At 75.1% G+C, this 26,815-nt stretch carries 22 protein-coding genes and 3 tRNA genes; 13 read left to right on the top strand and 12 right to left on the bottom strand.

The features are described from left to right. Positions 1-9 precede the first annotated feature (9 nt). The 3 genes from AC07D6_RS01740 (at position 10) to AC07D6_RS01730 (ending at position 2,966) form a co-directional block, all read left to right on the top strand. The gene (locus tag AC07D6_RS01740; RefSeq protein ID WP_479041131.1) at positions 10-975 is read left to right on the top strand and encodes a homoserine O-acetyltransferase/O-succinyltransferase family protein; all 966 of its coding nucleotides are present in this window, start codon (positions 10-12) and stop codon (positions 973-975) included. Next, positions 935-1,504 carry a GNAT family N-acetyltransferase gene (locus tag AC07D6_RS01735; RefSeq protein ID WP_315879974.1) on the top strand — a complete coding sequence of 190 codons (570 nt, stop codon included), beginning with the start codon at positions 935-937 and terminating at the stop codon, positions 1,502-1,504. Before AC07D6_RS01740 ends, AC07D6_RS01735 begins: the two co-directional genes overlap by 41 nt. Positions 1,505-1,625: 121 nt before the next feature. Beyond that, entirely contained in the window at positions 1,626-2,966 is a 1,341-nt protein-coding gene (locus AC07D6_RS01730; protein ID WP_315879975.1) for an MFS transporter, read from the top strand. Positions 2,967-2,975: 9 nt separating this feature from the next. Here AC07D6_RS01730 and AC07D6_RS01725 read toward each other — a convergent pair whose 3' ends face one another. Further along, on the bottom strand, positions 2,976-3,179 hold the full coding sequence (locus AC07D6_RS01725) for a hypothetical protein (protein ID WP_315879976.1): 204 nt from the start codon (positions 3,177-3,179) through the stop codon (positions 2,976-2,978). A 567-nt stretch (positions 3,180-3,746) separates the two neighbouring features. On the opposite strand from AC07D6_RS01725, the gene AC07D6_RS01720 reads away from it, so the two are divergent. After that, entirely contained in the window at positions 3,747-4,895 is a 1,149-nt protein-coding gene (locus tag AC07D6_RS01720) for a hypothetical protein (protein WP_479041129.1), read from the top strand. 1,017 nt (positions 4,896-5,912) lie between these two features. On the opposite strand, the gene AC07D6_RS01715 is transcribed toward AC07D6_RS01720, so the two are convergent. From AC07D6_RS01715 to AC07D6_RS01705, 3 genes are all read right to left on the bottom strand, one after another. Next, positions 5,913-5,989 (bottom strand) — tRNA-Ile (locus AC07D6_RS01715). 186 nt (positions 5,990-6,175) lie between these two features. Next, a tRNA-Asn gene (locus AC07D6_RS01710) sits at positions 6,176-6,248 on the bottom strand. 5 nt (positions 6,249-6,253) lie between these two features. Next, a tRNA-Asn gene (locus AC07D6_RS01705) sits at positions 6,254-6,326 on the bottom strand. A 182-nt stretch (positions 6,327-6,508) separates the two neighbouring features. Here AC07D6_RS01705 and AC07D6_RS01700 point away from each other — a divergent pair. The 4 genes from AC07D6_RS01700 (at position 6,509) to AC07D6_RS01685 (ending at position 12,035) form a co-directional block, all read left to right on the top strand. Then, positions 6,509-6,808 (top strand): YtxH domain-containing protein, encoded by a 300-nt coding sequence (locus AC07D6_RS01700; protein ID WP_479041127.1) that lies wholly within the window; start codon positions 6,509-6,511, stop codon positions 6,806-6,808. 65 nt (positions 6,809-6,873) lie between these two features. Beyond that, on the top strand, positions 6,874-8,313 hold the full coding sequence (locus tag AC07D6_RS01695; protein ID WP_315879979.1) for a xylulokinase: 1,440 nt from the start codon (positions 6,874-6,876) through the stop codon (positions 8,311-8,313). A 57-nt stretch (positions 8,314-8,370) separates the two neighbouring features. Continuing rightward, positions 8,371-10,104 carry an ABC transporter ATP-binding protein gene (locus AC07D6_RS01690; RefSeq protein ID WP_315879980.1) on the top strand — a complete coding sequence of 578 codons (1,734 nt, stop codon included), beginning with the start codon at positions 8,371-8,373 and terminating at the stop codon, positions 10,102-10,104. Further along, positions 10,104-12,035, top strand: a complete 1,932-nt coding sequence (locus tag AC07D6_RS01685; RefSeq protein WP_479041124.1) for an ABC transporter ATP-binding protein — start codon at positions 10,104-10,106, stop codon at positions 12,033-12,035. The genes AC07D6_RS01690 and AC07D6_RS01685 overlap by 1 nt, the downstream gene beginning before the upstream one ends. A gap of 333 nt (positions 12,036-12,368) precedes the next feature. Here AC07D6_RS01685 and AC07D6_RS01680 read toward each other — a convergent pair whose 3' ends face one another. The 5 genes from AC07D6_RS01680 to AC07D6_RS01660 form a co-directional block, all read right to left on the bottom strand. After that, entirely contained in the window at positions 12,369-13,700 is a 1,332-nt protein-coding gene (locus AC07D6_RS01680; RefSeq protein ID WP_479041122.1) for an RNA polymerase sigma factor, read from the bottom strand. 162 nt (positions 13,701-13,862) lie between these two features. Further along, a complete protein-coding gene (dnaG, locus tag AC07D6_RS01675; protein WP_479041120.1) occupies positions 13,863-15,782 on the bottom strand; it encodes a DNA primase in 1,920 nt (639 codons plus the stop codon). 9 nt (positions 15,783-15,791) lie between these two features. Continuing rightward, complete coding sequence (locus tag AC07D6_RS01670; RefSeq protein ID WP_315879984.1) at positions 15,792-17,087, bottom strand: NAD(P)/FAD-dependent oxidoreductase; 1,296 nt, start codon at positions 17,085-17,087, stop codon at positions 15,792-15,794. 117 nt (positions 17,088-17,204) lie between these two features. Then, positions 17,205-18,548: a deoxyguanosinetriphosphate triphosphohydrolase gene (locus AC07D6_RS01665; RefSeq protein ID WP_479041118.1), complete on the bottom strand. Its 1,344-nt coding sequence runs from the start codon at positions 18,546-18,548 to the stop codon at positions 17,205-17,207. A gap of 45 nt (positions 18,549-18,593) precedes the next feature. Then, complete coding sequence (locus AC07D6_RS01660; protein ID WP_479041116.1) at positions 18,594-19,346, bottom strand: sirohydrochlorin chelatase; 753 nt, start codon at positions 19,344-19,346, stop codon at positions 18,594-18,596. A 239-nt stretch (positions 19,347-19,585) separates the two neighbouring features. Here AC07D6_RS01660 and AC07D6_RS01655 point away from each other — a divergent pair, with 239 nt between their 5' ends. The 3 genes from AC07D6_RS01655 (at position 19,586) to AC07D6_RS01645 (ending at position 21,163) form a co-directional block, all read left to right on the top strand. After that, a complete protein-coding gene (locus AC07D6_RS01655; protein WP_479041114.1) occupies positions 19,586-20,329 on the top strand; it encodes an aquaporin in 744 nt (247 codons plus the stop codon). Positions 20,330-20,408: 79 nt separating this feature from the next. Then, a complete protein-coding gene (locus tag AC07D6_RS01650; RefSeq protein WP_479041112.1) occupies positions 20,409-20,729 on the top strand; it encodes a divalent-cation tolerance protein CutA in 321 nt (106 codons plus the stop codon). Then, positions 20,726-21,163 carry a gamma-glutamylcyclotransferase family protein gene (locus AC07D6_RS01645; protein WP_479041110.1) on the top strand — a complete coding sequence of 146 codons (438 nt, stop codon included), beginning with the start codon at positions 20,726-20,728 and terminating at the stop codon, positions 21,161-21,163. Before AC07D6_RS01650 ends, AC07D6_RS01645 begins: the two co-directional genes overlap by 4 nt. Here the strand turns inward: AC07D6_RS01645 and AC07D6_RS01640 are convergent. From AC07D6_RS01640 to AC07D6_RS01630, 3 genes are all read right to left on the bottom strand, one after another. Next, positions 21,123-23,201 (bottom strand): molybdopterin oxidoreductase family protein, encoded by a 2,079-nt coding sequence (locus tag AC07D6_RS01640; RefSeq protein ID WP_479041108.1) that lies wholly within the window; start codon positions 23,199-23,201, stop codon positions 21,123-21,125. The two genes, AC07D6_RS01645 and AC07D6_RS01640, sit on opposite strands and share 41 nt — an antisense overlap. A 106-nt stretch (positions 23,202-23,307) precedes the next feature. After that, the gene (locus tag AC07D6_RS01635) at positions 23,308-23,988 is read right to left on the bottom strand and encodes a SanA/YdcF family protein (RefSeq protein WP_315879991.1); all 681 of its coding nucleotides are present in this window, start codon (positions 23,986-23,988) and stop codon (positions 23,308-23,310) included. A gap of 511 nt (positions 23,989-24,499) precedes the next feature. Beyond that, positions 24,500-25,120 (bottom strand): NADPH-dependent FMN reductase, encoded by a 621-nt coding sequence (locus AC07D6_RS01630; RefSeq protein ID WP_315878120.1) that lies wholly within the window; start codon positions 25,118-25,120, stop codon positions 24,500-24,502. A gap of 216 nt (positions 25,121-25,336) precedes the next feature. On the opposite strand from AC07D6_RS01630, the gene AC07D6_RS01625 reads away from it, so the two are divergent. Further along, positions 25,337-25,921: a hypothetical protein gene (locus AC07D6_RS01625; protein WP_479041106.1), complete on the top strand. Its 585-nt coding sequence runs from the start codon at positions 25,337-25,339 to the stop codon at positions 25,919-25,921. A 240-nt stretch (positions 25,922-26,161) separates the two neighbouring features. Continuing rightward, positions 26,162-26,797, top strand: coding sequence for a class F sortase (locus AC07D6_RS01620; RefSeq protein ID WP_479041104.1), 636 nt, complete (start codon positions 26,162-26,164; stop codon positions 26,795-26,797). The last annotated feature ends 18 nt before the right edge of the window (positions 26,798-26,815 follow it).

Genomic DNA, 26,815 nt, shown 5'->3' with positions numbered 1-26,815 from the left:
GGGGCAAGCATGACCGACACACCGGACGGCGCCCGCCGCGGGGCTCTGCGGATCGGGATCGTCGACCTCTTCTCACCGGCTCCGGAGAGCTGGGCGCGGTACATGTTCGCGTCCGCGGTGGAGGCCGCGGCGGACCGGCTCGGCACCGCCGTGGACATCACGGCGTACGGCGCGGACATGACCCGCCCGACGGCGGACTGCGGGATCGACTGGGACGGGCTGCCGTCCCTGGACGGGCTGATCGTCACCGGAGGGGAGCCGCGCTACCGCGCCGTCGAGGCCGAGCCGGCCCTGGCGGTGGTGGACCGGATCCTCAAGGACACGGCGGACCGGGTCACCTCGACGGTGTACTCCTGCCAGTCGGCGCACGCGGCGCTGCACCTGCTGCACGGGCTGAGCCGCAGCCGCCTGCCGCGCAAGCTCCAGGGCGTCTACCGCCACCGCGTGCACGCCCGCGGCCCGCTCACCGCCGGCCTGCCGGACACGGTGCTCGTGCCGCACTCGCGGTGGAACACCATGCCGGCGCGGGAGCTGCGGCGGGTGGGCGTCACCGTCGCCCTGGAGACCGGGGACGGCGCGTGGTCCCTGGCGACCGGCGAGGACGGGCTGCGGCACGTCTTCAGCCAGGGGCACCCCGAGTACCTGCGGGAGACCCTGCTGAGCGAGTACCGGCGCGACCTGCGCCGGTACGCCGCCGGCGAGGCCGACCACGTGCCGGACCTGCCGCAGGGCTACCTGACGGCGGACGCGGAGGACACGCTCCTCACGTTCGCCGAGAAGCTCCGGGACCAGCGCGACCCGGAGTTGATCAAGAGCTTCCCCGACCGGGCCGCCGCCGAGGGCATCGACGACGGCTGGCTGGCGGACTCGCGGGCCTTCTTCGCCAACTGGCTGCGGGCCCTGGACGATTCGAGAGAGCGGAGTGCTGACCACCGTGTTGACATGGCACTGGCCCCACGACGTACGGGCCTATGAGAAGGACCTCGCCAGGATGCTGGCGGCGAGCGCCGCGGACGACGGCATCCTGGGCTACGCCGAGACGCCCACGCAGGCGCAGCAGGAGGGGTTCGTCAACGGGGTCGCGCAGTTGGTCTCCGGCGGCGGCGGGCACCTGCTGATCGGCGAGGACGAGGAGGGGGTGGCGGCCATGTGCGTCATGAAGACCAACTCCATGCCGAACTGCCGCCACCTCGCCGAGGTGATGAAGGCGTACCTGGAGCCGCGGGTGCGCGGCACGTCGGCCGTGTACCAGCTCGTCGAGCGGGTCTGCGCGAAGGCGGAGGAGGTGGGCGTGGAGACGTTCGTCATCGACGTCCGGGAGGACTCGAAGGCGCACCGCGTGTGGTCGCGGTTCGGGTTCACCTCGTACGGCGTGCTCGACGACTACGCGCGCGTGGACGGCCGGTCGTACCGGGGCCACTACATGCGGCACCAGGTGCGGGAGCTGGCGGCGGCCGTGGCCGACCGCGTCCGCGAGCGGACCGGCGCGCCGTCCGCGGGCTGACCGTTCGTCAGGTGACCGTCCGGTGGCCGGAATGACCGGGGTACCCGTCGACCGGACGCGTACATTCACTTACTCACCGACAGCCCGGGACGCGCCGGCCACGACACAGGCAGGGAGAGAGATGCCGCCCTTCGAGGAAGAGACGAGTACGCGCACCCCCGAAGCGCCGGGTCCGCCCGAGTCCACCGGCTCCGGGGCGTCCCGGCACGGGCGGACCCTGCTGTGGGTGGCCGTCGCCCTGGGCTTCGTCATCGCGCTGCTCTCCTCGTCGATCAAGAACACGCTCACGGCGTTCTACGTCTCCATGACGGAGGACTTCGACGTGTCGCGCGGCACGTTCGCCATCGCGCCGTCCGCGTTCATGCTGACGTACGCGATCGCGTCGCCGGTCATGGGGTACGTCGCGGACCGGTTCGGGGCGCGCAAGTCGCTGGCCGGCGGGCTCGTCCTGGGCGGCGTCCTCTTCCTGGCGGGCGGCTTCACCCAGTCGTTCGCGGTGTTCACGCTGGTGTACGGGGTGGGCCTCGCCGTCTCGTACACGGCGATCTCGTACGTGCCGCTGGGCGTGCTGGTCGACGAGATGTTCCCGCCCGAGCGGCGGGGCGTCACCTACGCGATCCTCATGAACGGCACGGCGGTCGGCTTCGTGGCGCTGCTGCCGCTGTGGATCCAGATCGACGAGGGGACCGTCTGGCGGACGGTGTTCCGCTGGCTGGGCGTGGTCCTGCTCGTCATCACCGTGGTCGCGCTGTTCGTCCTGCCGAAGGAGACCGGCGGCGCGGCAAAGGGCGGCGCGGCCCCGCAGCGGAAGTCGAGCGCGGGCATGCTCTCGGAGGTGCTGGGGTCCCGGGTGTTCTGGACCGTCAGCCTCGCCTTCTTCGGCTGCGGCGTCACCATGGCCTTCGTCGACGTCCACCTGGTGGCGCACCTGGACCACATCGGCCTGGGCGGCACGGTGGCCAGTACGACCGTGGCGCTGCTCGGCGCGGCCGAGATCGTGGGCGCGCTCGTCGCCGGCTACTACTGCGACCGGGGGCACGGCCTGAAGGTCCTGGCCGGCAGCTACCTGGTGCGCTCGCTGTCGCTGGTGGTGCTGATGGCGGCGCCGACCGCGCTGGCCGCGAACGTCTTCGGCCTGCTGTTCGGCATCACGTACCTGGGCACCGTGGTCGCCAGCTCCATGTACCTGATCAACTCGCTGGACGCGCGGGCGAAGGGCCTGGCGCTGGGCCTGATGTGGTTCATCCACCAGATCGGCGCGTTCGTCGCGAGCGAGGGCGGCGGCATCAGCTACGACACGCTCCAGTCGTACGACCCGGTGGTCGTCGGCTCGGCGGTCATCGCCCTCGTGTCCACCGTGATCATCGCCGTGTGGCTGCCCAGGGCGCTGCGCGGGGCGCGGGACGGGGCGGAGGCGGACGGCACCGGCGGCACGGCGCCGGAGGCGGTCGCGGAGCGCTGACCGCCCGGCTCAGATGCCGTGGCCGTGCCCGCCCTCCAGCTCGCGGGCCGGCCGGTCCCCCTGCTCGACCCCGGTCTCCACCCCACCAGGGCGGAGGCCGGGCGCGACCGTTCCGGCGAGCACGCCGACGTAATACGCCCAGAAGAACAGCAGCGCGAGCAGCGCGACGAAACCGATCAGATGCCGGGGCGGAGCCCATCGGGAACTCGCCATCTCTCCCCCTCGTCGTCCTCGTCGTCCCACGGCCGGACAATTCCCCGGTATCGCGATACTAGGCGCGGTGGGGACGCCCGCGGAACAGCGGCGGCCGAATTACCGGCCCCCCGGCGCGCCGTGCACAAAGGCTCTGGAAAAACCTCCGTCACCTGGGAACCAGACCCCCTTCCCAACCGACGAACCTCCCGTCGGCCGACGACCACCGGACCGCTCAAGAGCCTTCTCATCATGCGGGATCGCTGTTGACGCCGGCGGCCGACCGTACGGTACGGTGACGCGCACCAGCGCATGACCCACCGGCCTTGACACATCTGGGAGGGGGCGGGCCGCGTGCCTCACACGTCGGAACTCGACGGAATACGCACGCTGGACGAGTTCGTCATTCAGCTGCGCGCACTGAAGATGAGAGCCGGCAATCCTTCCATCACCGAGATAACACGCCGTGTTCACCGGGACTGGCGTCGCGCGGGTCGGCCGAGAAGCGAGTTGCCGGCCCGCTCAACTGTGGGGAACTGTTTTCAAACGGGCCGCCGCCGCCCGAATTCCGATCTTCTGCTGGCGGTCGTGCGGGCACTCGCGATGGACGACCACGAGGTGGTGGCGGCCTGGAGCCGCGCCCTGCACAACGCCCTGGGAGAGGCCGCGACCGGCCCCGGGGTCCGGGTCACCGACAGGATCCCGCCGCCGCCCGACGGGCCGCTCGTGCGCGACGCCGTCGTGGAAGAGGCGCTCCGCCTCCTCGACCTCCCCGGCAGTGGCCGCACGGTCGTCCTGGAGGGCCCCGCGGGGGTCGGGAAGAGCACCCTGGCGCACGCGCTGGGCCGCCGCCTCGGCGCCACCCACCGCACGGGCGGCCCCGTCCTCGTCGTCGACCTGCACGGCACGCACCCGCAGGCGCCCCCGGCGAGCCCCTTCACCGCGCTCGGGCACCTGCTGCGCGTCCTGGGCACTCCCATGGCCCGCGTACCGGCGTCCACGGACGGCCGCTCGGTGCTGCTGCGCCGCCTGCTGGCCGGCACGGGCGCGCTGCTGATCCTGGAGGACGCCCACGACGCCGCGCAGGTGCGGCCGCTGCTGCCGGGGCCCCGCGCGGGCCACACGCTGGTCACCACGCGGCGCCGCCTGTCCGGGCTGGGCATCGGTGGCCGCGTCCGGGTCCCGCCGTGCGCCCCGGCCGACTCGCTGCGCATCCTGCGGGCCGTCGCGGGTGCCGCCCGGATCGACGCGGACCCGCTCGCCGCGAAGCTGGTCGGCGAGGCGGTCGGCCACCTCCCGCAGGGCCTGGTCCTCGTGGGGCGCCACATCGCCGCCCACCCCGACTGGCCGCTCGCCGACTACCACGAGCACGTCGTCGCCTCGCTGGTCCTGCGCGGCGGCATGGGCCGGTCCTTCGCGGCGTCCGAACGCCGGGTCTCCCGCGAGGCGCGCCGCCTCCTGCGGCTGCTCACCCTGCAGCCCGCCGCGCACGCCGACGTGCACGCCGCCGCCCGCCTGGTCGGCACGGGCCCGGAGGAGGCCCGGGGGCTGCTCGCCGAACTCGTCGCGGCCGGGCTGGTCGAGCACGTGGGGCCGGGCGTCTACGCGCTGGGGCGCCTCGTCCATGCGTACGCGCGGACGCGGCTGCGCCTCGACGAGCCGGTCAGCCGCGTCCAGGAGGCGCTGTCCCGGCTGCACCGGCAGCCGGCCCTCAGCGCGGAGGTGGTGGTCACCTGACGGGCGCGCCGGGCCACTGACGGCGCTCCGGCGCGCCCGGGCACGGCCCGCCTCCCCGCCCGTCGGGCCCGGGGAGGCGCTGCGCCGAACGGGCGGTGGCCGACCGGGCGAACCCGGGGCCCCGCCGCCCCGCCCCGACCTGGGGGCGGGGCCGGGCCGGGCGCCCGGGGCGGTGGGCGCGCCGCCCCGGGGACGACCGGCCGGAACCCTCCGGCGCCGGTACGGAGCCCGCGCAGAAAAGGCGGTCTTCCCCGCGGGGTGATAAATGTCTTGATCATGGGTGATCATCTCTTGCACCGCGGGCCCCGCGTTCGGCACGTGCCGGGAGGGCATGGGCGGACGACGACGCGCAGGGCGGGCCCACGGCCCCGGAGCCGCCCGGTCCGATCGCCGCGGTGACCGTCGCGTCCCCGTGGGAGCGGGCCTTCGTCCCGGGTCCGGCGCGCCCGGCGCACCCGCCGCGGACCGTCCGCGGCGGCCACCCCGCGGGAGGAGCGCCCTCCCGCGTCCACCCGGACCGCGCCCCGGCCCCGGCCCCGGCCCCGGCCCCGGCGGAGGAGTCCCGCCTCGACGGCCGCGTTCCCACGGCATGACCCGCTCGGCCGGCGGGGGTGTGCCGCGCGGGAAGGGGCCGGTTCGACGGGGGCGCCCGGGCTCGCGTGGCCACGGTGGGGGCGTCCTGCGCGGGGAGGGGACACCGGAGAGGCGGTGCGGCCGGCTCCGCGACGCCGGCCGAGCGGGTGGCGGACCGGAGGGTCCGGACGGCGGGACCGGCCGCTTCCGCCCGCACCGGGGAAGGGCGGGGGCACCGGTCCGGTCGGCGGCGTGCCGCTTCCGTTGGACCGAACGAGGGGGAAACCGCGCCGTCCGGCTGATCCGGCGCGTGTCGCGGTTCCCACGCCCCCGATCCGTCCCCACTCTGGGAGGGAGGGATCGGGTGAGGCCGTCGCGATCGCTCCGACAACCGGCGGGACCAGCGGAACCGCTGGTCAGAACGTTCCTGCCAGGTGACCGCGCTGGTGGGGCGGGTGGGACTCGAACCCACGGCCGACGGATTATGAGTCCGCTGCTCTAACCGGCTGAGCTACCGCCCCGTGCGGCGCGTCGCGCACATTTGTGCGCGCCGTCTGCCGCAGCATAGCCGCTCATACGATCTCCTGCTCCGGATGGTCGGCAACGCACGCCCTGGAGGACGATCATCGGCGCCGGATGGTTCCGGACCGGTCGGAGAAGATCGGAAAACGGGAAAGAGGGCCCCGTAGGACCCTCTCTCACCACTGCTCCCCCGGCTGGACTCGAACCAGCAACCCTCCGGTTAACAGCCGAATGCTCTGCCAATTGAGCTACAGGGGACCGCGCTCCCCCGACTGGACTCGAACCAGTAACCTGCCGGTTAACAGCCGGCTGCTCTGCCAATTGAGCTACAGGGGATTGCTGCGTTGCACCGATCGTACCCACCTGGGGTCTCCCGGGCGGCGCTCGCTCGCTGCGACACATACATTAGCGCAAGCCGGGGGGTGCTCCGCCAATCGGTACCGCCCCGGGCCCGGGTGTGACCTCCGCCCCTGCGGGCAGGCGGCCGGCACCGACGCCTACGGAGAAGGGTGACAGCCATGCGGTACAAGCTCACGTTCGTCGTTGGAGCGGCCGTCGGGTACGTCCTGGGGGCCCGGGCCGGGCGCGAACGGTACGAGCAGCTGCGGAAGTCGGCGCGGCAGCTCTCCGCCAACCCCGCCGTGCGCAACGCCGCGGAGTCGGCCGCGCAGACCGGCCGGCAGGTCGCCGGGCGGGCGTACCACGTGGTGAGCGAGAAGGTCGGGGACCGGATGCCGGAGTCGGTCGCCGAGCGGGTGCGCTCGCTGCGGGAGCGCGGCCAGGGCACCGAGGACGACTGGGGCACGACGAACACCTGACGCCCGCCGGGCGCCGCCGCTTCCGGCCGGCCGGACACCGGGTGGAGTACGGCAGAATCTCCTTCATGGGGATAGTCGCCGGGTTGGACAGTTCGTCGGGTTTCACGCGCATCGTCGTCTGCGACACGGACACGGGCGCCGTCCTGCGCCAGGGGTACGCCGCCCACCCCGTCGAGCCGAAGGCCACGGACGTCGATCCGCAGGCGTGGCTCCTCTCGCTGGGCGAGGCCGCCACGGGCGGGCTGCTGGAGGGCGTGCAGGCCATCGGCGTGTGCGCCCAGCAGCACGGCCTCGTCCCGCTCGACCAGCAGGGCGCCACCGTGCGCCCCGCGCTGGTCGGCAACGACAAGCGGGCGCAGGTCGCCGCCGCGGACCTGGTCGAGGCGCTGGGCGGCCGGCAGGCGTGGGCGGAGGCCGTGGGCTGCGTGCCGCAGTCGGCGCAGCCCGTCGCCAAGCTGCGCTGGCTGGCGCGGACCGAGCCGGAGGCGGCGCGCCGGGTGGCGGCCGTGCTCCAGCCGCAGGACTGGCTGGTGTGGCAGTTGCTGGGCCGGCCGGCACGGCGCACCACGGACCGCGGCGGCGCGTCGGGGACGGGCTACTGGTCGGCGGCGGCGGGCGCGTACCGGCCGGACCTCGTCGAGCTGGCGCTGGGCCACCGGGCGGCGCTGCCGGAGGTGCTGGGCCCGGCGGAGGCCGCCGGTGTGACCCCGGAGGGGCTGCTGATCTCGGCGGGCACCGGGGAGACGATGGCCGCCGCGCTGGGACTGGGTCTCGGCATCGGTGACGCCGTCGTGTCGTTGGGGGCGTCGGGGTCCGTGATGGCGGTGCACCACGAGGCGCTGACCGACCCGCAGGGCATGATCACGGCGTTCGCCGACGCGGCGGGGACGCACCTGCCGGTGGTGTACACGTCGAACGCGGTCCGGGCGCTGCGCGGCACGGCGGAGATGCTGGGCGCGGAGAGCCTGGAGGAGCTGTCGGCGCTGGCCCTGAAGTCGACGCCCGGCGCGTCCGGGCTGGTGCTGCTCCCCTACCTGGAGGGCGAGCGGACGCCCCCGCTGCCGCACACGGCGGGCACGCTGAGCGGGCTGCGGCGCGAGTCGATGAAGCCGGAGCACCTGGCCCGGGCGGCGTTCGAGGGCATGCTGTGCGCGCTGGCCGACGCGGTGGACGTGCTGCGGCGGCGCGGCGCGGCGGTGCGCCGGGTGTTCCTGCTGGGGCCCGCGGCGGAGCTGCCGGCGGTGCAGGCGGTGGCGCCCGCGATCTTCGGCGCGCAGGTCGTCGTACCGCAGCCGGCGGACTACGCGGCGCTGGGGGCCGCGCGGCAGGCGGCGTGGGCGCTGGGGGTGGCGCACGGGACGCTGACCCCGCAGGCGCCGCCGGCGTGGCGGGGTGCGGCGGCGCAGGTGTTCGAGCCGGGTGAGGAACTCGCGGTGGGGCAGGCGGTGCGCCAGCAGTACGGGGCGACGCGGGACCAGTTGCACCCGGGGGCGTTCGGCCCGTAGCGGACGGCGCGGAAACCCGGTCGTAACGATCGGGGCCCGGGAGCGATAGTTGCATCCGTGCTCAGACAACTACTCCGCATCCATCTGGTGCCGTACAAACGGCCCATAGCCTTCCTGGTGGCGCTCCAACTCCTGCAGACGGGTGCCTCCCTCTACCTGCCGACGCTCAACGCCGACATCATCGACCGGGGTGTCGTGACCGGTGACACCGGTTACATCCTGCGGCACGGCGCGCTGATGATCGCCGTGTCCGTGGTGCAGGTGGCGGGCAACATCGGCGCCGTCTACTACGGGGCGCGGACGGCCTCGGCGCTGGGCCGGGACGTGCGGGCGGCCGTCTTCGACCGGGTCCAGTCGTTCTCGGCGCGGGAGCTGGGGCACTTCGGGGCGCCGTCGCTGATCACCCGGACCACCAACGACGTCCAGCAGGTGCAGATGCTGGTGCTGATGGCGTTCACGCTGATGGTGTCGGCGCCGATCATGTGCGTGGGCGGGGTCGTGCTGGCGCTCGGGCTGGACGTGCCGCTGTCGGCGGTGCTGCTGGCCGTGGTGCCGGTGCTGGGGATCGCCGTGTCGCTGATCGTGATGCGGATGCGGCCGTTGTTCCGCACGATGCAGGAGCGGCTCGACACGGTGAACCGGGTGCTGCGCGAGCAGATCACCGGCAACCGCGTCATCCGGGCGTTCGTGCGGGACGCGTACGAGCGGGAGCGCTTCAAGGGCGCGAACACCGAGCTGACCGACGTGTCGATGGCGGCGGGGCGGCTGATGGCGCTGATGTTCCCGACCGTGATGACGGTGGTGAACTTCTCCAGCGTCGCCGTGGTCTGGTTCGGCGCGCACCGGATCGACGACGGCGCGATGCAGATCGGCGCGCTGACGGCGTTCCTGGCGTACCTGATGCAGATCGTGATGGCCGTGATGATGGCCACCTTCATGTTCATGATGGTGCCGCGGGCCGAGGTGTGCGCCGAGCGCATCGAGGAGGTGCTGCGCACGGAGACCAGTGTGCTGCCGCCCGCGTCGCCGGTGCGGGAGCTGCCCCGCGGGGGCCGGCTGGAGATCCGCGGCGCGGACTTCCGCTACCCGGGCGCCGAGGAGCCGGTGCTGCACGGGATCGACCTGGAGGCCGGGCCGGGCGAGGTCACGGCGGTCATCGGGTCGACGGGCAGCGGCAAGTCCACGCTGCTGGGGCTCGTGCCGCGGCTGTTCGACGTGACGGGCGGCCGGGTGCTGGTCAACGGCGTCGACGTGCGCGAGCTGGACCCGGCGCTGATCGCCCGTACGGTGGGGCTCGTCCCGCAGCGGCCGTACCTGTTCTCGGGAACGGTCGCGACGAACCTCCGCTACGGGCGGCCCGACGCGACCGACGAGGAGCTGTGGCGGGCCCTGGAGACGGCGCAGGCGGCCGACTTCGTACGGGGGCTGGAGGGCGGGCTCGACGCGCCGGTCTCGCAGGGCGGGACGAACGTCTCCGGCGGGCAGCGGCAGCGGCTGGCGATCGCGCGGACGCTGGTGCAGCGTCCGGAGATCTACCTCTTCGACGACTCGTTCTCGGCGCTGGACTACAGCACCGACGCGCGGCTGCGGGCGGCGCTGGCGCGCGAGACCGCCGACGCGACCGTGGTGATCGTCGCGCAGCGGGTGTCGACGATCAGGGAGGCCGACCGGATCGTGGTCCTCGACGGGGGCCGGGTCGTGGGCGTGGGGCGGCACCACGAGCTGATGGCGGACAACGAGACGTACCGGGAGATCGTGCTCTCCCAGCTGACCGAGGCGGAGGCGGCCTGATGGCGGGTCCTGGCGGGATGATGCGGCCCGGCGGCGGTCCGGGCGACCGGTCCGCGGACTTCAAGGGGTCGTTCCGGCGGCTGCTGCGGCAGCTCACCCGGGAGAGGGCCGCGCTGTGGGTGATGGTCGCGACCGGTGTGCTCAGCGTGGCGCTGAGCGTGGTCGGGCCGAAGATCCTCGGCTGGGCGACGGACCTGGTCTTCGCGGGGGTCGTCGGCCGCGGCATGCCGGCGGGCGGCACGAAGGAGGAGGCCGTCGCGGCGCTGCGGAGGAGCGGCGAGGACGGGGTCGCGGACATGCTCTCCGGGGTGGCCTTCACCCCGGGCCGGGGCATCGACTTCGGCGCGGTCGGGAACGTGCTGCTGCTGGCGCTGGCCGTGTACGCGGTCGCCGGGCTGCTGATGCTCGTGTCGACCCGCATGTCGATCAGGATCATCAACCGGACGGTGTACCGGCTGCGCGAGGACGTGCAGGCCAAGCTGGAGCGGCTGCCGCTGTCGTACTTCGACCGGGCGCAGCGCGGCGAGGTGCTGAGCCGGGCGACGAACGACATCGACAACATCGGCCAGACCATGCAGCAGACGATGGGCCAGCTGATCAACTCGGTGCTGACGATCCTGGGCGTCCTCGCCATGATGTTCTGGATCTCCCCGCTGCTGGCGCTGGTCGCGCTGGTGACCGTGCCGGTGTCGGTGGTCGTGGCGGCGCGGGTCGGCAAGCGGTCGCAGCCGCAGTTCGTCCGGCAGTGGAAGGCCACGGGCGGGCTGAACGCGCACGTCGAGGAGATGTACTCGGGCCACGCGCTGGTGAAGGTGTTCGGCCGGCAGGAGGAGGCGGCGCGGGAGTTCCGCGAGCAGAACGACGAGCTGTACGAGGCCGGGTTCCGGGCGCAGTTCAACAGCGGGATCATGCAGCCGCTGATGTTCTTCGTGTCGAACCTGAACTACGTGCTGGTGGCGGTCGTCGGCGGGCTGCGCGTGGCGTCCGGGTCGCTGTCCATCGGTGACGTGCAGGCGTTCATCCAGTACTCGCGGCAGTTCTCGATGCCGCTGACGCAGGTCGCGTCGATGGCGAACCTGATGCAGTCCGGCGTGGCGTCCGCCGAGCGGATCTTCGAGCTGCTGGACGCGGAGGAGCAGGCGGAGTCGCCGGCGCTGGAGCGGCCCGCCGAGGTGCGCGGGGCGGTGACGCTGGAGAAGGTGTCGTTCCGCTACGAGCCGGAGAAGCCGCTCATCGAGGACCTGTCGCTGACGGTGGAGCCGGGCCAGACGGTCGCGATCGTCGGCCCGACGGGCGCCGGCAAGACGACGCTGGTCAATCTGCTGATGCGGTTCTACGAGGTGACGGACGGCCGGATCGTCCTCGACGGCGTGGACGTGGCCCGGATGTCGCGGGAGGAGCTGCGCTCGTCGATCGGCATGGTCCTCCAGGACACCTGGCTGTTCGGCGGGACGATCGCGGAGAACATCGCGTACGGCGCCGCCGCCGGCCGCGAGGTGACGCGCGAGGAGGTCGAGGCGGCGGCGCGGGCCGCGCACGCCGACCGGTTCGTCCGCACGCTGCCGGACGGGTACGACACGGTCGTCGACGAGGAGGGCGGCGGGGTCAGCGCGGGCGAGAAGCAGCTCATCACGATCGCCCGCGCGTTCCTGTCGGACCCGGTGATCCTGGTGCTCGACGAGGCGACGAGTTCGGTGGACACCCGTACGGAGGTGCTGATCCAGAAGGCGATGGCGCGCCTCGCCCACGGGCGGACGACCTTCGTCATCGCGCACCGGCTGTCGACCGTCCGCGACGCGGACGTGATCTTGGTGATGGAGAACGGCTCCATCGTCGAGCAGGGCACGCACGACGAGCTGCTGGCGGCACGGGGCGCGTACGCGCGCCTGTACGCGGCGCAGTTCGCGGAGGCGGTGGCCGAGGTCGACTGACCGCGCGACGGACCACCGCGCGGCGGGCACACGCGGAAGGGGGAACGGCACGGCGGACGGACCGGTGCCGGCGGGCGCGCCGCGGGGCACGGGACGCGGGACGCGGAGGAGGCGGGCGGCGGCCCCGGGGTCGCCGCGGGGCCGCCGATCGGCGTCGCGGCCGGCCCGGCCCACGGGGGTCGCCGGGGACCCGGCGACGGGCCTCGCCCTCGGGGTGCCGGCCGGCCCGGTCCTCGGCGCCGGACCCGGCCGCTCGCGCGGCGGCGCGGGTCGGCGCGGGACGGGGGAGGGCGCCGGGCGGGGCGCCGGGGGGAGCGGCTCAGTCCAGGCGGCTCAGTCCAGGTAGCCGCGCAACTGGTCCGCGAAGGCGTGGTCCCGCAGCTTGCCGAGGGTCTTGGACTCGATCTGGCGGATGCGCTCGCGCGTCACGCCGAAGAGGCGTCCGATCTCCTCCAGGGTGCGGGGCCGCCCGTCGACCAGCCCGTAGCGGAGCTGGACGACCTCCCGCTCGCGCTCGCCCAGCGTGGACAGGACCGCCTCCAGGTGCTCCCGCAGCAGCAGGAACGCGGCGGTCTCCGCCGGGGAGGCGGCGTCGCCGTCCTCGATGAGGTCGCCCAGCGCCACGTCGTCCTCCTCGCCGACCGGCGTGTGCAGGGAGACCGGCTCCTGGGCGAGCCGCAGCACCTCCCCGATCCGCTCGGGCGGCAGGTCGAGGTGGGCGGCGACCTCCTCGGCGGTGGGCTCCCGCCCCCGCTCCTGGAGCATCCTGCGCTGGGCCCGCAGGACGCGGTTGATCAGCTCCACGACGTGGACGGGGACGCGGATGGTCCGGGCCTGGTCGGCGACGGCCCGGGACATCGCCTGACGGATCCACCAGGTCGCGTACGTGGAGAACTTGTAGCCGCGCGCGTAGTCGAACTTCTCGACGGCCCGGATCAGGCCGAGGTTGCCCTCCTGGACGAGGTCCAGCATGGTCAGGCCGCGGCCGACGTACCGCTTGGCGACGGAGACGACGAGGCGCAGGTTCGCCTCGATGAGCCGGCGCTTGGCCATCCGGCCCCGCACGACGAGGGCATCGAGGTCGACGGCGAGCCGGGAGTCCAGGTCCGGGGTGCGGGCGAGCTTCTCCTCCGCGAACAGGCCCGCCTCGACGCGCCGGGCCAGCTCGACCTCCTCCGCGGCGGTGAGGAGCGGGATGCGGCCGATCTCCCGCAGGTACTGCCGGAACAGGTCCGACGACGGCGCCGCGGTCCGGTCGGCGGCGGCGCGCCCGGGCGGCTCGGGGAGCGGCTCCAGCAGGTCGGGAGGGCCCTCCGGGAGGGACTCGGGGAGGGTCTCGGGGAGGAGGGGTTCGGGGAGGAGGGGTTCGGGGAGGAGGGGTTCGGGGAGGGCCTCGGGGTGGCCCGGTGGCGGGCCCTGCGCGGGGACGCCCCGCCCGGAGGAGTCATACCCGAAGGCGTCGTGCCCGGAGGAGTCATGCCCGGAGGAGTCATGCCCGGAGGAGTCGTGCCCGGATAAGTCCCGCCCGGGGAAGTGCCGCCCGGAGGCGTCCTGCCCGGGGAGATCCCGCCCGGAGGCGTCCCGTCCGGAGGCGTCCTGTCCGGGGATGTGCTGCTCGGGGGCGTCCTGCGCGGGGACGGCGTCGTCCAGGGTCCGAATCCGCACGGGGAGACCTCCAGGTGATCGCTGCCGGTTCGGTCCGTCACCGCCCCCAGTGTGGGGTACGACACATCACCGCCACGAGGGTCGTGCGCCCACTTTTTGCGACCGGTGCGTGACGGCGCGACTACTCGCCGGTACGGGAGGAGGGGCGGCGCGGAGGGCGCCTCAGAGGGCGGAGGCGCCGTGGTTGCGGAGCGACTGGGCGTACTGCTGGAGGACCCACAGCTCGTTCTGGACGGCCGCGAGGCGCTCGGGGTCGCCGTGCGTGCCCAGGCGGGTGAGGGTGCCCTGGACCTCGCGGACGCGGCGGTCGACGGCGCGGAGCCGGACCTGGACCAGTTGCTCCCCCGCGTACGCCTCGTCGACCGTGCGGGCCAGGACGGCCTCCACGGCCAGTTCCGTGACGAGCGCGCGGACCGTGTCGTCGGGGGCGGCTTCGCGGACGCGGGCCAGGTAGTCGGGGGCGTCGGCGACGCCCTGCGCGGCGCCGCCCGCCTCGGCGATGGTGCGGCGCACCGCGGCGTACGGCGGGGCGGTGAACTCGTCGGCGCCGTACGCGTCGAACGCCGGGGACACGAGGGCCGGGTACTGGAGGGCCAGCTTCAACAGCTCCCGCTCCGTGCGGTGGGCGGGGCTGCGGAGGTTGAGCGCCGGGCCGGTGAAGGACGGCTGCGCCGGGCGCTGCCCGGCGGGTCCCGCCGGCGGGCGGGGGCCGGCCCCGGGGCGGGGGCGGCCGTCGGGGGCGCCGCCGCGCTCCCGGGCCCAGCGGGCGAGCTGGGCGACGCGCTTCACGACGAACTGCGTGTCGAGGATGCCGAGCATCCCGGCCAGCTCCACGGCGACCTCGTGCTGCGAGGCGACGTTCTTGATGCGGGCGACGATCGGCGCGGCCTCGTCGAGGGCGGCGGCGCGGCCCGCCGGGGTCTCCAGGTCGTACCGGTTCACGATCTGCCGCAGCGCGAACTCGAACAGCGGGGTGCGCGGCTCGACCAGCTCCCGCACCGCCTCGTCGCCCTTCACGAGCCGCAGCTCGCAGGGGTCCATGCCGTCCGGGGCGATCGCGATGTACGTCTCGGCGGCGAACTTCTGGTCGTCCTCGAAGGCCCGCAGCGCGGCCTTCTGGCCGGCCGCGTCCCCGTCGAAGGTGAAGATCACCCGGGCGGAGCCGTTGTCCATCAGCAGCCGGCGGAGGATCTTGATGTGATCGCCGCCGAAGGCGGTGCCGCAGGTCGCGATGGCGGTGGTGATCCCGGCGAGGTGGCAGGCCATGACGTCGGTGTAGCCCTCGACGACGACGGCGCGGCTGGACTTGGCGATGTCCTTCTTGGCGAGGTCGATGCCGTAGAGGACCTGCGACTTGCGGTAGATCGGCGTCTCGGGCGTGTTGAGGTACTTGGGCCCGTTGTCGTCGTCGCGGAGCCGGCGCGCGCCGAAGCCGACCACGTCGCCGCCCACGTCGCGGATGGGCCACATCAGCCGGCCGCGGAAGCGGTCGATGGGGCCGCGGCGGCCGTCCTGGGACAGGCCGGAGAGGATCAGCTCCTTGTCGGAGAAGCCCTTGCCGCGCAGGTGGCGCGTGAGGTGGTCCCAGCCGGCGGGGCTGTAGCCGACGCCGAAGTGGTGGGCCGCGGCCTGGTCGAAGCCGCGCTCGGCGAGGAACCTGCGCCCGATCTCCGCCTCCGCGCCGTCCAGTTGCTCGGCGTAGTACTGGGCGGCGGCCTTGTGCGCCTCGATCAGGCGGATGCGCTCGCCGCGCTGGTGGGTGGGGTTGTAGCCGCCCTCCTCGTAGCGGAGGGTGATGCCGGCGCGGGCGGCGAGCCGCTCGACCGTCTCCGAGAAGGAGAGGTGGTCGATCTTCATGACGAAGGCGATCGTGTCCCCGCCCTCCTGGCAGCCGAAGCAGTGGAAGAGACCCTTGCTGGGGCTGACCTGGAAGGACGGGGACTTCTCGTCGTGGAAGGGGCACAGCCCCTTGAGGTTGCCGCCGCCGGCGTTGCGGAGCTGGAGGTACTCGGACACGACGGCGTCGATGGGGACGGCGTCCCGCACCGCCTTCACGTCGTCATCGTTGATCCTGCCTGCCACGGAGGAATTCTACGGGCGCCGTCCCGCCTGTCGTCCCGACAGCAGGGACGGCAGCGGGACCGACGGGTCCGCCAGGGCCTCCGGGTCGACGGCGACGCCCGCCGCGCCCGCACGGACCAGCTCCTGGACCGATTCTGTGACGTCCCACACGTTCACGTTCATCCCGGCCAGGACCCGGCGGTCCTTCAGCCAGAACGCGACGAACCGCCGCCTGCCGGCGTCGCCGCGCAGCACCACCTGGTCGTACGAGCCGGGCGGCGCCCAGCCGGAGTACTCCATGCCGAGGTCGTACTGGTCGGAGAAGAAGTAGGGCACCCGGTCGTACGACACGTCGTGGCCGAGCATGGCGCGGGCGGCGGCCGGGCCGCCGTTGAGGGCGTTGGCCCAGTGCTCGACGCGCAGCCGGACGCCGAGGAGCGGGTGGTGCGCGGCGGCCACGTCGCCGGCGGCGTGGATGTGCGGGTCGGAGGTGCGCAGCGACGCGTCGACGGCGATGCCGCCGCCGTGGGCGCGGTCGACGAGGGCCAGCCCGGCGGCCTCGGCGAGCGCGGTGCGGGGCACGGCGCCGACCGCGGCGAGCACGGCGTGCGCCGGGTGCTCCTCGCCGTCCTCGGTGCGGGCGGCGAGGACCATGCCGTCCTGGCCGACGATCTCGGAGAGGCGGGTGCCGAACCGGAAGCGGACGCCGCGCTCGGCGTGCAGCTCGGTGAAGACCTGGCCCAGTTCGGGGCCGACGGCCCGGTGGAGCGGGGTGGCCGCCGGTTCGACGACGGTGACCTCGGCGCCGTAGCCGCGGGCGGCGGCGGCGACCTCCAGGCCGATCCAGCCGGCGCCGGCGACGACCAGGTGGCCGTTGTCGCGGCCGAGGGCGGCGAGGACGCCCTGGAGGCGGTCGGCGTGGGAGAGGCGGCGCAGGTGGTGGACGCCGGCGAGGTCCGTGCCGGGGACGTCCAGGCGGCGCGGCTCGGCGCCGGTGGCCAGGAGCAGCTTGTCGTAGTGGATCGCGGTGCCGTCGCCGAGGCGGACCGTCCGGTGGTCGCGGTCGATGGCGGTGACGGGCTGGCCGAGGTGGAGTTCGACGTCGGACCGGGCGTACCAGGAGGGGTCGTGGACGAAGACGCTGTCGCGCTCCGCCTTGCCGGAGAGGTAGCCCTTGGAGAGCGGTGGCCGTTCGTAGGGGTGGTCGCGTTCGTCACCGACGAGGATCACCCGGCCGGAGAACCCCTCGGCGCGGAGGGTCTCCGCCGCCTTGGCACCGGCCAGTCCCCCGCCCACGATGACGAAGGTCTCATCTGCGTCGACCACTTGTCGCCTCCTACCCGGAATGCACGGTACGTCCGTGTCCACGCTACGCCGCGTGCCGCCGTCCGGCCGTGGCGCCCTACGGAGGGTCCCGCACCGCGCGGGGGCGCGAAAGAGGACCTACCGGGCGCGGGGGGCGGTGAGGCCCGCGTGGAGGGCGCGGGCGGTGGCGTCGGTGAAGGAGGCGATCTGGTCGACGACGACCCGCTTGCGGGCCCGGTCGTCGGGCGCGGCGTCGAACAGGGCGCGGAACTGCGGGTCGAGGCCGTCGGGGGCGCGCCGCACGAGCGCGTCGGCCAGTTCGGCGATGACGACGCGCTGGTCGGCGCGGAGGGCCTCCTGCTCGGCGCGCTGCATCACGTACCGGTGGGCGACGGCCTTGAGCACGGCGCACTCGTTGCGGGTCTCGCGGGGGACGACGAGCCGGGCCCCGTACCGGGTGAGGCGGCCGGTGCCGTACGCCTGGCGGGTGGCGGCCTCGGCGGCGAGGCAGAAGCGCCCGATGAGCTGGCTGGTGGCGTCCTTGAGGCGGGCCTGGGCGACGGCGGTGCCGTCGTAACCGTGCGGCCACCACTCCTGGTCGACGAGCCGGTCGAGGGCGTCGGCGAGTTCCTGCGGGTCGGTGTCGGCCGGGACGTAGCGGCCGACGGCGACGCGCCAGATGTCGGCGCGCTCGGGTTCGGCGAGGAGGAGGCCGGGGTCGATGTGCCCGGCGTGGAGGCCGTCCTCGAAGTCGTGCACGGAGTAGGCGACGTCGTCGGACCAGTCCATGACCTGGGCCTCGAAGCAGGTGCGCCCGTCGGGGGCGCCCTGCCGGACCCAGGTGAAGACGGGCAGGTCGTCCTCGTACACGCCGAACTTCGGGGAGCGCGGGTCGGTGGGGTGGGCGCCGCGCGGCCACGGGTACTTGGTGGCGGCGTCGAGGGCGGCGCGGGTGAGGTTGAGGCCGACGCTGACGAGGTCGCCGGTGGCCGGGTCCGGGACGAACCGCTTGGGTTCGATGCGGGTGAGCAGGCGCAGCGACTGGGCGTTGCCCTCGAAGCCCCCGCAGTCCTCGGCGAACTCGTTGAGGGCCTGTTCGCCGTTGTGGCCGAACGGCGGGTGGCCCATGTCGTGGGAGAGGCAGGCGGCTTCGACGAGGTCGGGGTCGCAGCCGAGCGCGGCGCCCAGTTCGCGGCCGACCTGGGCGCATTCGAGGGAGTGGGTGAGGCGGGTGCGGGGGCTGGCGTCCCAGGCGGGGGCGCCTCCCGCCCGGGCGGAGCCGGGGGCGCGGGGGACGGTGCCGGGGGTGACGACCTGGGTCTTGCCGGCGAGGCGGCGCAGGGCGGAGGAGTGCAGGACGCGTGCCCGGTCGCGCTGGAAGGCGGTGCGGCCGGGGCGCTTGTCGGGTTCGGCGGCCCAGCGCTCGGTGGCCGCCGTGTCGTACGAGCCGTCCTGGGGGGTCGTGCCTGCCGTGCCGTTCATGCAGTGAAGGTAACCGCCCGGGGCGGCGGTGAAGCGCGTGACGTGTCAGACGGAGGCGTACGCGCGGGACTCGGGGGTCGCCGCGCGACGGGCGAGGGCCTCGTCGTAGCGGTGCAGGACGAGCCGGGCCAGCGCGGGGTGCGGGCCGAGGGGAGCGGCGGCGATCCAGGGCGCGGCGGCGGCGCTGCGGGTGGCGAAGAGGCCGGGCGCGGTGAAGCAGGAGGCGACGGCGATCCGGGTGCGTCCGCGGGCGGTGAGCTCCCGGACGGCCTCCGGGACGGTGGGGGACGCGGCGGAGGCGTAGGCGGGGACGACCGGCACGCCGCCGAGGCGCCGGCCGAGCAGCGCGGCGAGGCGGCGGGTGCCGGCGGTGGACTCGGGGTCGCGGGAGCCCGCGGCGGCGAGGACGACGCCGGCGGTGCGGCTCGTGCGGGGGCCGGGGCGCCAGCCGGCCTCGGTGAGCCGGTCGTGGAGGGCCTCGGCGAGGAGCGGGTGGGGCCCGAGGGGGGCGGCGACGCGGGCGCGCACGCGGGGGGCGGCGGCCTCGGCGGCCCGCAGCAGGTCGTGCTTGACGTGGTGACCGCGGCCGAAGAGGAGCGGGACGAGGACGGCGTCGCCGCCGGCGGGGAGGCCGTCGAGGGCGTCGGTGAGCAGGGGCTCGTTGAGCTCGACGTGGCCGAGCCGGACGGGCAGGCCGGGGCGGAGCGCGCGGACCCGGTCGAGCAGCGCGGTCACGGTGGGCAGGGCGCGGGGGTCGCGGCTGCCGTGGGCGACGGCGACCAGGGTGGGTGTGCTCATGGGCGGCCTGCGCGTTCCGTCGGGGGCGGGGATCGTGTGCCGATCCTGGCGCGCGGAGATTGCCGCGGTGTTGCACGGCGGTGACGGGTGCTTTGGCGTCGGCTCACCCGGCGGGCGGAACGGGTGTCAGCGGGGCGGCGCGATCACCGGACCCGTAATTCCGAAACGTGGAATATATTTTCCGTTATCGGATCAAGCGGGAGGGGTGGGCCGTGCGGAGGGGGACCTTGGGAGGGGCGGTGCCGTTGGGCCGGCGGGTCTTCGCCGAGCTGGTCGGGACGGCGGCGCTCGTCGCGGCCGTCGTGGGCTCCGGCCTCCAGGCCGCCGCGCTCAGCGACGACGCGGGGGTCCGGCTGCTGGCCAACTCGCTCGCGTCCGCCCTGGCGCTGGGGGTGCTGATCGCCCTGCTCGGCCCCGTCTCCGGGGGCCACCTCAACCCCGTCGTCACCCTGTGCGCCTGGTGGTCCCGCCACCGGGCCGGGGAGCGGGTCCCCGCGCGCGAAGCGGCCCTGTACCTGGCCGCGCAGCCGGTAGGCGCGGCGGCCGGGGCGCTGCTGGCGGAGGCGATGTTCGGGCGGGCGCCCGGCGGGGCCGGCTGGTCCTGGTCGACGCAGGCGCGGACGGACGGGCACCTGCTGCTCGGCGAGGCCGTCGCGACGGCCGGGCTGGTCCTGCTGGTCGTGGGCCTGGAGCGGCTGGACCGGGCCCGGCTCGCGCCGCTCGCGGTCGCCGCGTACATCGGCGCCGCGATCTGGTTCACCTCGTCCGGGTCGTTCGCCAACCCGGCGGCCACGCTGGGGCGTTCGTTCACCGACTCGTTCACCGGGATCGCCCCCGCCTCGCTGCCCGGCTTCGTCGCCGCGCAACTGCTCGGGGCGTTGGCCGGCGCCGCCCTCGCCGCGCCGCTGTACGGGCCGCCGGCGGTCGCCCGCCCGCCCCGGGACCCGGTGGCGCGCCCGGCGCGCCGGGACCGCGCCGCCTGACGGCGCCCCGGCCGGGGCGCGAGCGCGCGGGTGCCATCCTGGTGGCGACGGCGGTGTCCCCACCCGGAGGTGCGCGCACGTGACCCAGGCCCTGACCGTACCGATCCCCACCACCGGCACCGAGGCGAGGGCCGCGGCGCCGGCGCGGAGCACGGTGGCGACGCGCCCCGCCGCGTGCGCGCGGGTCTCCGGGCCGGTGGCCCCGGCCCACCGCCGGGAGGGGACCGCGGGGACCGCGCGGGAGCGGCGGATGCCGTTCGAGGCGGTCGCCCCGCGGTACGGCGCGCCGGCGGAGCACGTCCGCCGCCACGTCCGCGCCACGCCGGGGGCCGTCGCCGCGCCCGTGGTGCGGGGCGGCGCCGACCACCCGGCGCGGGCGGAGCGGGAGGCGGCCGGATGACCCCCGGCGAGCTTCCGTTCTTCGTGTACGGGACGCTGCGGTCCGGCGAACCCCACCACACGAGGCTCCTGCGGGGCCGTACGGCCGCCGAGGGGCCGGCACGGCTTTTGGGCGCCGCCCTCCACGACGGGCCCGGCTACCCGTACGCGGTGCGCGGCGGCACCGGCCACGTCGTCGGGGAGCTCCTGCGCGCCGCGCCGGGCGCGTACGGCGGGCTGCTGTCCGCACTGGACCACCTGGAGGAGTACCACGGCCCCGACCACCCGCTGAACCTGTACGAGCGGCACCGCTGCGACGTGGTCCGCGTACGGGACGGGGCCCTGGTGCCGGCGTGGGTGTACGTGGCGGCGCCGCGCGCCGTGCCGGGGCCGCGGATACCGGGCGGCGACTGGCTCAGCCGCCGGCCGGTTCGAGACGCACCGCGCACACCTTGAACTCGGGCATCTTCGACGTCGGGTCGAGCGCCGGGTTGGTGAGCGTGTTGGCGCGGCCCTCGCCCGGCCAGTGGAACGGCATGAACACCGTGTCGGGCCGGATCGCCGTCGTGATGCGGGCCGGGGCGACCGCCCGCCCGCGCCGCGACACGACCGCGACCGGGTCGCCCTCCGCGACGCCGACCCGCTCCGCGAGCCGCGGGTGCAGCTCCACGAACGGCCCCGGGGCGGCGGCGTTCAGCTCCGCGACCCGCCGGGTCTGGGCACCCGACTGGTACTGGGAGACGACGCGGCCCGTCGTCAGGACGACCGGGTACTCCTCGTCGGTCTCCTCGGCGGAGGCCCGGTGCGTGACCGGGACGAACCGGGCACGGCCGTCCGGGGTGGCGAACCGGTCGAGGAACAGCCGGGGCGTGCCGGGGTGGCCGGGGTCGGGGCACGGCCAGAAGACGCCGTCCTCCTCGACGATGCGCCGGTAGCTGATCCCCGCGTAGTCGGCGGCGCCGCCCGCGGAGGCGCGGCGCAGCTCGTCGAAGACCTCCTCGGGGTCGGTCGGGAAGCCCTTCTCCCAACCGAGCAGCCCGGCGAGGCCGTGCAGCACCTCCAGGTCGCTGCGGACCCCCTCGGGCGGGGTGATCGCCCGCCGGCGGAGCAGGACCCGGCCCTCCAGGTTGGTGGTGGTCCCGGTCTCCTCCGCCCACTGCGTGACGGGCAGGACGACGTCCGCGAGGGCGGCCGTCTCGGAGAGCACCACGTCGGCGACGGCGAGGAAGTCCAGGGACTTCAGCCGCTCCTCGACGTGCGCGGCGCGCGGCGCGGAGACGACCGGGTTGGAACCCATCAGCAGCAGCGCCCTGACGTCCCGGCCGAGCGCGTCGAGCAGTTCGTACGCGCTGCGCCCGGGGCCGGGCAGGGTGTCCGGGTCGACGCCCCACACGCCGGCGACGTGGGCGCGGGCCTCGGGGTCGTCCAGCTTGCGGTAGCCGGGCAACTGGTCGGCCTTCTGGCCGTGTTCGCGCCCGCCCTGGCCGTTGCCCTGGCCGGTGAGGCAGCCGTACCCGGACAGGGGGCGGCCGGCGCGGCCGGTGGCCAGGCACAGGTTGATCCAGGCGCCGACGGTGTCGGTGCCCTTGGACTGCTGCTCGGGGCCGCGCGCGGTGAGCACCATGCCGCTCTCCGCGTCGCAGAACATCGCGACGGCCTCGCGCAACTGCGGCACCGGGACGCCGGTGATGCGCTCGACGAGCGCCGGCCAGTGGGACATGGCGGCGGCGCGGGCGTCGGCCCACCCGGTCGTGCGGCTCGCGACGAACTCCTCGTCGACGCGCCCCTCGGAGACGACCAGGTGGAGCAGGCCGAGGGCGAGGGCGAGGTCGGTGCCGGGGCGGGGCGCGATGTGCAGGTCGGCCTGTTCGGCGGTGCGGGTGCGGCGCGGGTCGACGACGACGAGCTTGCCGCCGTTCTCCCGCAGCTCCGTCAGGTAGCGCAGCGCCGGCGGCATCGTCTCGGCCAGGTTGGAGCCGACCAGGATGACGCAGCCGGTGCGCGGGACGTCCTCCAGCGGGAACGGCAGGCCCCGGTCGACGCCGAACGCCTTGGTGTGGGCCGCCGCGGCGGACGACATGCAGAAGCGGCCGTTGTAGTCGATCTGCGAGGTGCCGAGGACGAGCCGGGCGAACTTGCCGAGGGTGTACGCCTTCTCGTTGGTGAGCCCGCCGCCGCCGAACACCCCGACCCCGTCGGGCCCGTGCGAGGCGCGGGTGCGCCGCAGTCCGTCGGCGACGGCACGCAGTGCCTCCTCCCAGGTGGCCGGTTCCAGTCCGCCCGTGGCGTGGCGACGGATCAGCGGCCCGGTCAGCCTGACCCGGGAGGAGAGCACGGCGGGTGCGGTACGTCCCTTACCGCACAGGGCACCCCGGTTGACGGGGAAGTCCGTGCGCTCCACGACGTCGACCCCGCCGTCCTCGGTGGGCCGGAGGTTCATTCCGCACTGCAGGGCGCAGTACGGGCAGTGCGTGGAGGTGGTGGCGGCGAGCATGCCCCCGAGCGTGCGGCGCGTGTGTTACGGCCGTGGTCCCGGTGTATTACGCACGGGGTACGTCGCGCTCCGGCGGCCCGGCCCGGGGCGGTGAGCCGCGCGGGGCTCAGCCGGCCGACGCGAGGGCCTCGGTGACGCCGGTCTCCTGCCGGCCGAGGAAGACCGGGTCGGGCCGCAGGACCACGTCCGCCGCGGCCTTCCCGGCGGCGGCGAGCTCGCGGACCCCGCCGTAGTACCAGACCGCGTCGTGCGGCTCGGCGACGCCGACACCGTACGACGCGACACCGGCCGCGCGGCAGAGGGCGACCGCGCGCCGGACGTGGAAGCCCTGGGTGACGAGGACGGCCCGGTCGACGCCGAAGATCCGCTTGGCGCGGACGCAGGAGTCCCACGTGTCGAAGCCGGCGTGATCGCTGACGATCCGCGTGCCGGGCACGCCCCGCTCGACGAGGTACGCGCGCATGGCGTCCGGCTCGTCGTAGTCGGCGCGGCTGTTGTCACCGGTGACGAGGACGACCTTCACCTTGCCCGTGCGGTACAGCTCGGCGGCCGTGTCGAGCCGGTGCGCCAGGTACGGGGTGGGGCGGCCCTTCCACAGGCCGGCGCCGAACACGACGGCCACGTCGCGGGCCGGCACGTCGGCGACCGTGCGGAGGCTGCCGGCGGTGCTCGTGTGCAGCCAGGTCGCCGGCGCGAGCGCCAGGACGCAGGCCAGCGCCGCGCCCTGCACCAGCCGCCGCTGTCCCCGCCGCGTGCCCGGCACCAGCCGGCGTGTCCAGCCCCGCATCACGAACCCCTCCCGTCGCCCTCGGCCCGCGCTCCGCGTGCCTCCCCCGCCCTGTCCGACGCGCGTGCCCGGCCCCCGGTTCACCGGACGGCCACGCGGCGGGTGTGACGTGCGTCCCCCGGCGCGCGGGCGGAGGACGTACGGCCGACCCGTCCGAACCGGGCCGGGCGCGGGCGCCACCGGCCGCCGGGGACCCGTCGTGCGCGCCCCGTCCGGCGGTGCGGCCGGCCTCCACCGGCCGGGGGGCCGCGTCGACGTCGCGGAGCGCGGAGGGGCGCGGTGGAGCGCGGTGGGCGACGGCGCAGGAGGTGCGGCCCGCACACGGGGAGGCCCCGGCCCGCCGTGGCGGCGCGGGCCGGGGCGGACACGGCGGTGCCCACCGCGGTGACCCGGGGAGCGTGACGGCGGCCGTGGCCGAGGTCCGGGGAGCGTGACGGCGGCCGGGGCGCCGCCGTCACGCGGTCGGGCGTCCGCCGGTACGGGCGGATGCGGGCGCGGCGGGGCCGCCGCCTCAGCCCTCGTAGGGGTGCGCGTCGCGGGCGGTGCGCAGGGCGCGGCCCCACCAGCCGAGCTGGTCGAGCATCTTCTTCGCGGCCCCGTCGGGCCCGGCGGAGTCCTTGAGCCCGCCGTCCTCGTTGAAGAGGTCGCCCGCGTTGGAGAAGGAGACCGTGTCGCGGACGGTGACGGCGTGCAGCTCGGCGAAGACCTGGCGCAGGTGCTCGACGGCGCGCAGGCCGCCGGAGACCCCGCCGTACGAGACGAAGGCGATGGGCTTCGCCTGCCACTCCATGAAGTGCCAGTCGACGAGGGCCTTCAGGGAGGCCGGGTAGGAGTGGTTGTACTCCGGGGTGAGGACGACGAACGCGTCGGCCGCGCCGAGCTGGGGGCTGACCTTCGCCAGTTCGGCGCGGACGGCGGGCGGCGGGTCGTAGGAGAGGTTGGTCGGCAGCTCCACCTGGGCGAGGTCGACGATGTCGACGGTGAAGTCGGCGCGCTCCCGGACGCGGGAGACGAACCAGTCGGTGACGACCGGGGCGAAGCGGCCCTCGCGGTTGCTGCCGACGATGACGGCCAGCTTCAGGGGCTCCTCGGAGGAAGCGGGACGCGGGGTGGTTTCCGTGGTGAGGTCCATGCGGGAAGCCTCACACCTCAACCAGACTTCAGGTCAAGCGGCGATTTCTTCACCCGTTCGGAACGTCTCGCCATACAGCGCCAATTCACCCCTCCGACCTGCGAAGACACCATCCCGAACGGCCCGAAGTAACAGGGCGTCAGCAGGCGCGGGCGGCGGCTCCGGCCTTACCTCGAAGACAGGACACCAGCCCGAAGCGCTGCCCGGAGGACCCCCATGCGCACCACTGCCCGCTCGCTGACCGGTACCGCGCTCGCGGCCGTCTGCCTCGGCGCCCTCGCCGTCCCCGGGGCACACGCCGGTGACTTCGGGATCCTGGAGCTGTCCCCCGCCACCGCCGCCCCGGGCACGAGCGTCACCGCCGGCACCCGCGCCTGCGGGCCGAACGGGCACGGCGTGGGCGACGCGCGGGCGCTCGGCGCGGGCGAGTTCAAGCTGCGCCCCGGCGCCCACAAGGACCTCGCGGTCGGCACGTTCCGCGTCCCGGAGGGCGTCAAGCCGGGCACCTACGGCATCGGGGTGGTCTGCGACAACGGCAGGACGGCCACGGGCGACCTGGTGGTCCGGCACGGCGGCCCCACCCACCACCCGACGCCGCCGCCCCTCCCCAGCCCCATCCCCAGCCCCGTCCCCACCCCCTACCCCACCCACGAGGGCCCGCGCGGCCACGTGAAGACGGGCGTGGGCGGCAGCACCGGCCCCGACACCGCGCGGATCGCGGCGGGCGCGGCGCTCCTGGTCGGCGCCGCCGCGGCCGGCACCTGGGCGCTGCGCCGCCGCACGAACGGCGGCCACGGCTGACCCGCCCCGCGAACCGGGCGCCCCGCCCGCCCCTCGGCGGGGCGCTCCTCCCCGGCGGGCGGCCGCCGCCGCGCACCGGCGGCCGCCCGTCCCCCCGGCCCCCGCCCCCGCCGCGCGGCCCCGAGACCGCGGCGGGGGCGGGGCCCCTCCCCCTCGGGGCCCCCCTCGGGGCCCCTCGTCCGCGGGCCCCGGCACGGACCTCGCCCCGCGAGGAGGCCCCGCACCTGGAGGTCTCACCCCATGAGCAGCCCCACCGAGACCAAGGCCCGCGGCAAGGGCTGGGGCATAGCCGTCGCCGCCTGCGTCGGCCTGTGGCTGGTGCAGAGCGGCTCCGACGGGGCGGGACCGCCCGTCCCGTCCGCCGCCGAGGCGTTCGCGGCCGGGCCGGGCTGGCACACCCCCGCGGCCGCCGATCCGATGCCGCCGTCCGCGCCGGTGCGCGTCCGCATCCCGCGCATCGGCGTCGACGCGCCCGTCGTCCGGCTCGGCCTCGGGGCGGACGGCAGCCTCGACGTGCCGCCGGCCGGGGACCGCAACCTGGCCGGCTGGTACGGGGGCGGCCCCCCGCCCGGCGCCCGCGGCACGGCGATCGTGGCGGGCCACGTCGACAACGACGAGGGCCCCGCGGTGTTCTACGCGCTGGGCGCGCTGAGGAAGGGCGACCGCGTGGAGGTGGCCCGCCTGGACGGGCGGACCGCCGTCTTCACCGTCGACGCCGTGGAGGTGTACGACAACGACGCCTTCCCCGACGCCAAGGTGTACGGCCGGTCGGACCACGCCGAGCTGCGCGTCATCACCTGCGGCGGCGCCTTCTCCCCGGAGACCGGCTACCAGGGCAACGTCGTCGTGTACGCCCACCTCATCGGCGCGCGCTGACCGCCGCCCCGGCCCCGC

Source organism: Streptomyces sp. NPDC045287 (assembly GCF_056432325.1).
This window is presented reverse-complemented; position numbering and strand designations above follow the sequence as displayed.

Coding starts and splice junctions, on each gene's coding strand:
- AC07D6_RS01740 (WP_479041131.1), top strand. CDS start 10: ATGACCGACACACCGGACGGCGCCCGCCGCGGGGCTCTGCGGATCGGG.
- AC07D6_RS01730 (WP_315879975.1), top strand. CDS start 1,626: ATGCCGCCCTTCGAGGAAGAGACGAGTACGCGCACCCCCGAAGCGCCG.
- AC07D6_RS01725 (WP_315879976.1), bottom strand. CDS start 3,179: ATGGCGAGTTCCCGATGGGCTCCGCCCCGGCATCTGATCGGTTTCGTC.
- AC07D6_RS01700 (WP_479041127.1), top strand. CDS start 6,509: ATGCGGTACAAGCTCACGTTCGTCGTTGGAGCGGCCGTCGGGTACGTC.
- AC07D6_RS01695 (WP_315879979.1), top strand. CDS start 6,874: ATGGGGATAGTCGCCGGGTTGGACAGTTCGTCGGGTTTCACGCGCATC.
- AC07D6_RS01685 (WP_479041124.1), top strand. CDS start 10,104: ATGGCGGGTCCTGGCGGGATGATGCGGCCCGGCGGCGGTCCGGGCGAC.
- AC07D6_RS01665 (WP_479041118.1), bottom strand. CDS start 18,548: ATGAACGGCACGGCAGGCACGACCCCCCAGGACGGCTCGTACGACACG.
- AC07D6_RS01660 (WP_479041116.1), bottom strand. CDS start 19,346: ATGAGCACACCCACCCTGGTCGCCGTCGCCCACGGCAGCCGCGACCCC.
- AC07D6_RS01645 (WP_479041110.1), top strand. CDS start 20,726: ATGACCCCCGGCGAGCTTCCGTTCTTCGTGTACGGGACGCTGCGGTCC.
- AC07D6_RS01640 (WP_479041108.1), bottom strand. CDS start 23,201: ATGCTCGCCGCCACCACCTCCACGCACTGCCCGTACTGCGCCCTGCAG.
- AC07D6_RS01635 (WP_315879991.1), bottom strand. CDS start 23,988: ATGCGGGGCTGGACACGCCGGCTGGTGCCGGGCACGCGGCGGGGACAG.
- AC07D6_RS01630 (WP_315878120.1), bottom strand. CDS start 25,120: ATGGACCTCACCACGGAAACCACCCCGCGTCCCGCTTCCTCCGAGGAG.
- AC07D6_RS01625 (WP_479041106.1), top strand. CDS start 25,337: ATGCGCACCACTGCCCGCTCGCTGACCGGTACCGCGCTCGCGGCCGTC.
- AC07D6_RS01620 (WP_479041104.1), top strand. CDS start 26,162: ATGAGCAGCCCCACCGAGACCAAGGCCCGCGGCAAGGGCTGGGGCATA.